This is a genomic window from Pseudoalteromonas sp. S3178, assembly GCF_005886985.1.
Taxonomy (GTDB): Bacteria; Pseudomonadota; Gammaproteobacteria; order Enterobacterales; family Alteromonadaceae; genus Pseudoalteromonas; species Pseudoalteromonas carrageenovora.
This window is the reverse complement of sequence record NZ_PNCW01000244.1, coordinates 1-447: the sequence shown is the minus strand read 5'-3', so window position 1 is coordinate 447 and position 447 is coordinate 1. Positions and strand designations below refer to the sequence as shown.

1 pseudogene is annotated in these 447 nt (G+C 46.1%); it reads left to right on the top strand.

The features are described from left to right. A pseudogene (locus CWC11_RS20795) lies at window positions 1-447 on the top strand (penicillin-sensitive transpeptidase); the annotation flags it as partial.

Below are 447 nucleotides of genomic sequence, written 5' to 3'. Positions count from 1 at the left end.
TTAAATCCAATTCGTAACCCAGAGCGCGCGCAATTGCGCCGGAATGTTGTGCTCGGACGAATGCTTGCTGAAAAGTATATTACCCGAGCAGAATATGATGAGGCGACACAAGCTCCCATCACAGCTAAATTCCATGGTGCTGAGATTGAGCTGTATGCACCTTACATTTCTGAAATGGTTCGCGCCTATATGGTCGAACGCTACGGTACTGATAAAGCCTATAACTCTGGCATGAAAGTTTACACCAGTGTGGAATCTGACATGCAACAGGCTGCTCAGCATGCATTAGTTGATAATTTACATGCCTACGATATGCGTCACGGCTTTAGAGGCGCAGAAGAAACCTATTGGCATGCTGAGACGGAATCGCCGCTCAGCCATGAAGACATTATTACTCGCCTTAAAAAGGTCAATGAAATTGGACCTTTAAAAGCCGCTGTGGTGCTA